The sequence below is a fragment of the Paenibacillus sp. FJAT-27812 genome, from assembly GCF_001273905.1.
Lineage (GTDB): Bacteria > Bacillota > Bacilli > Paenibacillales > Paenibacillaceae > Pristimantibacillus.
Window position 1 is genome coordinate 1,038,286 of sequence record NZ_LIGH01000001.1, and the last position, 7,711, is coordinate 1,045,996.

General features: G+C 46.7%; 4 protein-coding genes and 1 pseudogene. All 5 read right to left on the minus strand.

The annotated features are described in order from the left end of the window. Window positions 1–83: 83 nt before the first annotated feature. The gene (locus tag ADU23_RS04455) at window positions 84–1,010 is read right to left on the minus strand and encodes a patatin-like phospholipase family protein (RefSeq protein ID WP_053372645.1); all 927 of its coding nucleotides are present in this window, start codon (window positions 1,008–1,010) and stop codon (window positions 84–86) included. A gap of 201 nt (window positions 1,011–1,211) precedes the next feature. Further along, on the minus strand, window positions 1,212–2,606 hold the full coding sequence (locus ADU23_RS04460) for an amidohydrolase family protein (protein ID WP_053372646.1): 1,395 nt from the start codon (window positions 2,604–2,606) through the stop codon (window positions 1,212–1,214). A gap of 224 nt (window positions 2,607–2,830) precedes the next feature. After that, on the minus strand, window positions 2,831–3,550 hold the full coding sequence (locus ADU23_RS33455) for a galactose-binding domain-containing protein (protein WP_231637578.1): 720 nt from the start codon (window positions 3,548–3,550) through the stop codon (window positions 2,831–2,833). Continuing rightward, window positions 3,527–4,681: pseudogene (locus ADU23_RS33460) on the minus strand (glycosyl hydrolase family 8); the annotation flags it as partial. The pseudogene ADU23_RS33460 and the gene ADU23_RS33455, both read right to left, overlap by 24 nt. Window positions 4,682–5,457: 776 nt before the next feature. Beyond that, the coding region (locus tag ADU23_RS04470; RefSeq protein WP_231637309.1) for an S-layer homology domain-containing protein at window positions 5,458–7,711 on the minus strand (2,254 nt) is incomplete at its 5' end.

Consider the following 7,711-nt stretch of genomic DNA (forward strand, 5'->3'; position numbering starts at 1 on the left):
CAGTACTCCGACTGTTTGAAGGGTATCCCTTTCATTCATTTACGTGCTTAATGGGCAGCTAATGTTCGTTTATATCATTTGGCTCATTTTCCGCCAGAAACCCGAAACGCCTTCACATACCCCTCATAATTCCACTCCGCCAAAAATTCACGAGCTGCAGCTTGCCCGGATTGAAACAGCATCTCCCGGTCTTCGGCGCTCAGCCCAAACTGCGTTGCGCCTACCCCTCCCGTCGGGATAAAAACAGTCCGACTCTCGGAATGGCTGTCCACATGCCGCTGGTCATGAGCCTTCAGCATCGTCTGGAACATCGCACGGAACATGGATATGGGGCCCCGTATATTATAGAATGGCGTTTCCGTATGCTCGCCTAACAATCGGAAGCCAAACGTAGGCCAGTTCGGAATCCCCTCTACGTCAAACAACCAGATCGGATAGTTGCTGAGCAGCCCGCCGTCGAGGATATAAAACGGTTTTCTTCTTAGCCTCGTTTTTAATCGGTAGGGCTGAAAAAAATAAGGAAGCGTCGTGCTCATTCTAACCGCAGTCGCAATTCGGAACTCGGATGGTGAAAGGCCATAACGCGGCAAGTCGTCTGGCAGGACCAGCATTTTTCCGCTGCTGATATCGGAAGCAATGATTTTCAGCTTGCCCTCTGGCAGGTCGCCAAAGGTAGATACGCCCTTTTGGCCTAGCCAATACGTCAGCTTGTCTTCCAGCGGTGTATTTAAATAAATCCCTGATCGCAAAAGAAGCGGTAGCGCCATGCCTACAAAGGGCAAATGATGAACCCACGTCTTGCCCAGCAACTGGCGGTAATCGAGCGTATTCATAATACCGATCAATTCGTTAGCATGATATCCGCAGGCGAGCAGCGCAGCCACTACGGCACCGGCAGATGTTCCCGCTAAGCGCTCCCACTGGTATCCGCTAGCCTCCATCTCTTTTATCGCGCCAATGAATGCAATTCCTCTTACTCCTCCGCCTTCAAATACGGCATCCGCTTTCATAAACGTCTCTCCTTCCAGCCCTTCAGAAGTGGAATGAACGTTCGATGGGTTTATATATACATATCAATTTTTAATGAAATCATGTATGCAGAGGAAACATCGTTTGCTGGAACATTCACGCATACAAAAATAAGCACCACCAAGAAATAGCGCTTAAACCATACGGAAGCTTCACTATGTAGCATGCGCTGCGTATTGGTATTACCTGGTGATACCGGCGCGTTCCAATAACCGCATAATCGCGTCATTTGAGCTTTTCAGAACCTCATTCCTATCCATGCTCAGCAATTCGCCATCCTTCATGACGATACGGCCATTGACCATGGTCAGAACAACATCCGAGGATTTGGCAGAGTACACGATCCTTCTATAAATGTTTGGCTCTTCATTTAACTGCGCCGCACTTGGCCACGCATGCGGTTTTCTCAAATCCACAATCGCGAGATCCGCCTTTTTCCCAATCTCGATACTGCCAATCAGTTTCTCTAAACCAAGGGCACGGGCACCGCCTAGTGTCGCCATTTCGAATGTTTTTTGGGCATTAGGCTGAATCGTTGGATGCATATGAACTCCTTTTTGAACGAATGCTGCCAGCTTCATCTCTTGAAAAACGTCCATATTCGTATGGTCTGCCGCATTGTCGGCCCCCAAGCCGATGTTGACTCCATGCTCGATCATTTTTGGAATTGGAGCGATTCCCGAGGCTAAATAAAGGTTTGCTGTAGGACAATGCGCCACATGGGCACCGCGCTTTGCGATCATTTTAATTTCATGATTATCCACATGAACGCAATGAGCCAAAACCGTCCTATCGTTTACGAGTCCAACCGAATCCAAATAATCGATAACGCGCATACCCGTATGCTTCATAATAATCGTTTCTTCCTCTTTGATTTCAGAGGCATGAATATGAACCCTTGCCCCGTACTTTGAGGAAAAATCGGCTGCCATTCTCAAAAGCTTCTCCGAGCAGGTAATGGCGGAAGCTGGGCAAAAGCAATACCGGATCCGCCCGCCGTCGCGTCCATCCCATTTTTCAAACAGATGCAAGCTCTCCTCGAAGACGATATCAGCGCTCCCGACTGTTTTCTCTGTATATTTAACGCCCGTATACAGCTTATCTGTCATCCTTTTTCCGGAGAAGGCGCGAATGCCGGTCTGTGCGATCGCCTCGAAGGCGCTATCCGTATATTGATCGGCTTCCATATCATAGATCGCTGTTGTGCCGCCGAGAAACAGCTCCGCAATGCCTAACATGCTTGCCCAATAATTTGAATCTCTATCATGTGCAGCTTCAAGGCTCTGAATGATATCCAGCCATTGATTCAGATTTTTGTCAGCTACCAAATTTCGAAATAACGTCCGCGTAAGATGGAGATGCGTTTGGATCAGCCCCGGAATAACAATCTGTCCAGCAGCAAGAATGACTTCGTCAACTTCCTCCGACATCCCATCCAATTTGCCGATATCTTCGATACGATCCCCCACAATGAGAATATCCTGATCTACTAAGACATCACGTTTTGGATTCATCGTGACAATCGTTGCACCGCTAATCAATACACGCTTATCGACTTCGATTTTGATACCCGCCATAAAAAGACCTTCTTTCTTGATCCTTGAATACGTGTCTCTAAATAAAAAACGACCCGTCTGCAATGGTTTCTGCAAACAAGATCACGAATTACATCCCTATTTATATTGCGAAGCCGTGAGTTGCAGGCATTCGACCTAGTATATGATCTTTTCTCGCGAAAGGTGTTTTAAAAATAACAAAGCCTGACGGAGCAATCCCATCAGGCTTCATTACATTTCAACGATTAAGAACCGTAAACCTCAAAATCAAAGAGTGAATACCCATATGCTGTGCCTCTTAATGTACCAAGCATTCTTACATATCTTCCGCTTTGCGCTGTGAACGTAATATCATCAATTGCGCCATTGCCGGTTGTTGTTGTAAAAGCATCCGTCCACGTGGTTGCATTGGAGGAGATTTGGATTTTATACCCTTTACCGTAAGCAGCCTCCCAATTCAATTTCACACGGTTGATGCTTTTGGTCGCTCCAAGATCCACATAGATCCATTGGTTATTGCTTCCTTCAACACTTCCCCATCTAGTCGACGAGTTGCCGTCAGTTGCTTTGGATGCCTCAAATCCCGTTCCTTCTACTGAACTTGCTACTGCCGTCTTGCCGAGAGCAAGATTAGAGCCTGTTGCAATTGCACTTGTCGTTGCAGTCGCTGTATTGCTAATTGCCGAAAGGTTGCCCGCAGCGTCAATTGCTTTTACCGTATAGCTGTATGCCGTAGATGCCGTTAGTCCCGTGTCGTTAAAAGTAGTGCCCGTTGGTGTTCCGACTTGAACGCCGCCACGGAATACACGGTATCCCGATACGCCAACGTTATCCGTCGAAGCCGTCCAGCTTAAATTGATTTGGCTGCTTGATGCAGTAGTTGCAGTCAGATTAGCTGGGGTAGTAGGTGCTTGTGTATCCGTTGTGCCGCCGCCAAACTCAGGCTTCCACCAGTTTCCTGAAATGAAGAGCAAGTTCAGCATATTGAACGAATCGCTAAAGTAGGATTCTTGCTTGTTCTTCATCCAATCCCAGCCTGCATTTACCCATGCTTGGTGAGCGCTGCTCGTGGTCGCAGCCGAAATGAACGGCGATACGAATACTGCTGTAGCATATGTTCCTCTTACATTGCCATTCAATTGATAGCCGTCTTTTACGTTATTCGGATTTCCGCTTGTTTTGCCTTTAATCCATACTGCTATTTTGTCAGCAATATCCTTGCCTCTCGTATCACCGTACAGAGCGTAGTCCATTACAATTCTTAATGGAACTCGGCTAGCGTTGTAGTTGTACTCATTGGTTTCCGGGAATTCATCCAGATAGTTTTGCGGAGCTGGTTGTGGAGGATTCCCTACCACAAAGTCAGAGATTAGGCCCGTGCTATTCGAATATGATGTAGTGAATTGGCTGTATAGCGTATACAGGTTATTGATGACATTCACCCATGTTTGATCCCCTGTAACATCATAAAATGCTCTTAAATGTGAAAGCATCCAATCGGAAGGGCGGGTGTTCAGGGCGCTTTTGGTATCCCAGTCACCAAGGTTCAGCCTGTTATTTGTGGTTACGTTGCTAACCTTGATTCCGTTTGTGATCATTTTTTTGGCTTCTTCCAAATAGTTGATCGTTCCTGTCGATCCCCACTGGCGATCGGCAAGAATTAGCGAATAGGCAATATCCAAATCTCCGTCAGTAGCAGAGTCAAAATGGCCTTGGGCACTGCTGCTGTCCGCTACAACCCAGCCCATTAGATTAGCATTATTCGGGCTTTTGAAGGCTCTTGCCGTTTTGAATAGCCCATCGTAGATCGTTTTTGCATTCGTATCGTAACCTGCCATTAGAACCGTGATGATCATTCCATATCCTTGGCCTTCAGAGGTTCCGAGAGGATTGTATCCGTCCGCATCGCCGGTAATATCACCTTTTACATAATAACCGCCAGGCAATGATGCTAAGTTGTTTCTCAAATGAGCAGACTTCCAGTAGTCATAATAGGCGCTTACTGAGCTATTCATAGCTGCTTGGGTTACATGGTTTGGCTTAATAATGCCCGGATAGTTAATTTGTTGAGGGAATGGTTTTAGTTCACCGGCAGCATGCGCCTTCGACTGAAATTTAGCTGGCGCACCCAGTAGTGTCATAAGCATGGTTAGACAGAGAAGAATGAGACCCAGCAACTTCATCATACTTTTGTTAGATTTAATCGTGTACAATTAAAATTCCTCCTTTTATTGTGCTGCTACCAACTTCAACTAAAACCATGGCTCCTTTCCCTTTAATAACATTCGTCAAGCTCTTCCTCACTCCGCAATAAGTTTAAGCGCTTTAACTTTAGGGCAAAAGTAACTTGTTTATGGAAAAAAAGTATGGGAGGCGACAATAGCAGCTCCTTGAGACACGGCTGTATCAACCTCGTTACTTTGTGGCCCCTCCCTTTCATGTGAGTAAAGGTAACACAACATTTCTCCTTATGTCTACTAAAAAAATGAGCATCTAATAAACTTATATTGGTAAAAATGTTTTAATAGATCGGTGCTTTTCCCTGCTATATCAATCCTTTCAAACCATTGATCAGCATTTATATTGATCTCTTGTGTGATAAGCTGCCACCACGCAGCTGGGAATTTAAACCTGATAATTTCAAACTTGGATGCTGTGCATCGGAATATGAATCATCCTTAATTTGGTATTAATTTAAAAATATGATATGAACATTTCTGTCTCGCTGCAACGCTTTGACTTCTGCATTCAGCATATGCTGGTACGTCCCAAACAAGAAGCTGGTTCGCAATTAGGTTAAATAATGAACAACGCCATATATAAAAGGACTCAATCACGCAAGCAGCGAGATTGAGCCCTAAGGTCAAAAATATTAGATCAGCTCTGATTTTTGGAGCAGCCTGTTCACGATAGCCGCAACCTCTGCTCTTGTAATGAACGCTTTTGGCGCAAGCGTAGTGCTAGTTCTTCCCGATACAACGCCGGACTGCACGCTGTCAGCAATGCTGGCCGTCGCCCAAGCGGACGCTTTAGCCGCATCTGCAAATGGCCGCAACGTTTCGGTTGCCGATTGAACAGGCAGCTTAGCTTTCAAATCCGTAATCGACATGGCTTTGGAGATGATGACCATCGCCTGTTCGCGAGTGATCTTGTCATTAGGCTTGAAGGTCCCGTCTTCAAATCCATTGATCAAGTTGTATTTGTAAGCCGTGTTAATCGCTTTGCTGTACCAAGCTGTCTCCTTCACATCCGAGAAGCTGCTCGCTCCGCTCTCCAGCTTAAGCCCTAGTCCCCGAACGATGATTGCTGCAAATTCAGCGCGCGTAATGTCACGGTCAGGACTGAACATTCCGTCCCCTGTACCGTCAATGATCATTCGTGAGCCCATATCATTAACTGCGTTTTTCGCCCAGTGTTTCGATACATCGCTAAATTCAATTGGATGCCACACAACCGAGTACGTACTATTGGTCAAGCTGTTGATGACGACAAAAAACTCGCCGTCCTTCTCCACCACTTTGGTCGGTACATGACGTACAGTTCCGTCTGGATCAACCACAATGCCCGTTGTAATCTTATTCGGGTCGAAGCCGTCCGGAACTGCGATCGTGCGCTCTACATACGCATTAAACGTAGAGATTTCAATGTTAGTCCCCTTATACGAGCTTGTAACTGTAAAATTAATCGGCGGAACGACAAGCGTGAACGTTCCTTTCTCTGCTGCATTCTCCACCACTTTTACCATATCCGCTTGCGGAGCCGCGATTTCGATCTTCAGCTTGATGTCTTGCAAGGAGACCGACGCGCCAAGCTGCTTGGATATAGCGTCAATGTTGATAAGCTGTGCAGGCAGCGTATACGCTGCTTTGTCCGTCTTTATTTCCAAAACCGCTTGCTTGCCTTCCATATTTTTAACCATTTGACCGTTCAGCTCGCCAATCACCACATCTGACTTGATGTTTACCGGAATCGTGACCACTGCGCCTTGACCTTCTAATGCAAGCTTTTCCTCAAGCTTCTTCTGATCGACAACGACTGTAGTAACGGTTTGATCATTTACTTTCGTTGTTGTTGCCGTTCCCGCATGCTCTACCTTGCCGTTAACAAGAACTTCAATGTCGGTGCTTGTTGAAGGCTGCGATGGTATATTGTTGCCTTCGCTGCTCGTCGGAGCGGTCGCAGGCGTTGCATTCACTTGATTAGATTGAGCGCTAAGACCGCCCAAATTGCCCGCTTTTACTACAAAATAATATGGCGTTCCGTTGACTAGATTCTGGACGGTATAGGTAGATCCGGTCACAGTAGCAACTGAATCATCACTAAATTGTCCCGAAGCCGTGGACATATAAACATTGTAATAGGTCGCACCCGTTACCGTATTCCAGTTCAGCACAACCTGGCGATCGCCCCCAGCAGCTGCAAGGCTCTGCGGATTCGCAGGAGCATCGGGCAAATTAACCACTTGCGTCAACGTCAAAGCAACTTCCGTCATGTTGTCTGCTTTAATCGTAACGGTTGCGGTGTATGTTCCTGCCGCCAAACCGTCTTTTGCTTTAACGGTGAAGCTGGTTGCAGGCGCTCCGCTGTTCAGCGTCGTAGCTAGCGGCTGAGAAATGGCAAAAGCATTCGCATGGCTTCCGCTTAGCGTTGTTGCCAGATTAACTAAATGCCCCGTTCCTGCATTCGTCACATTAATGCTCTTCGTCTGCTGAGTTCCCTCCGCATAACCTACCGTTAAATTGGACAGCGACTGGTCGCCAATGGGTTGAAGGATATAAGTAAGCGCGGCGATAACGTTAACGTCAATGCTTTTGGTATCCGCCGTTCCGCTGTTTACCCATGCCGTTCCATTCCAAATTTGCTTTTGGAAAGCAGCCGTTACCGTATATTTGCCTACTGTTGAAGTTTCATATACATCTTTATAGCTGCCGCCATTCAAAATAAAACTGCCGGCTTTGCCACCCTCGGTTGAAGCCCATGCTGTCGGTATATAACGTTCTTCGCCGTCCACAATTCCGGCCGCCGACTGACGATCACCGGTCGCTTGCAGCGATAAGCTCCCGCCTACAGTAATCGTGTAGACATCTGCACCGAGACTGTTATTTTGAGCAGACACCATAGGAGGC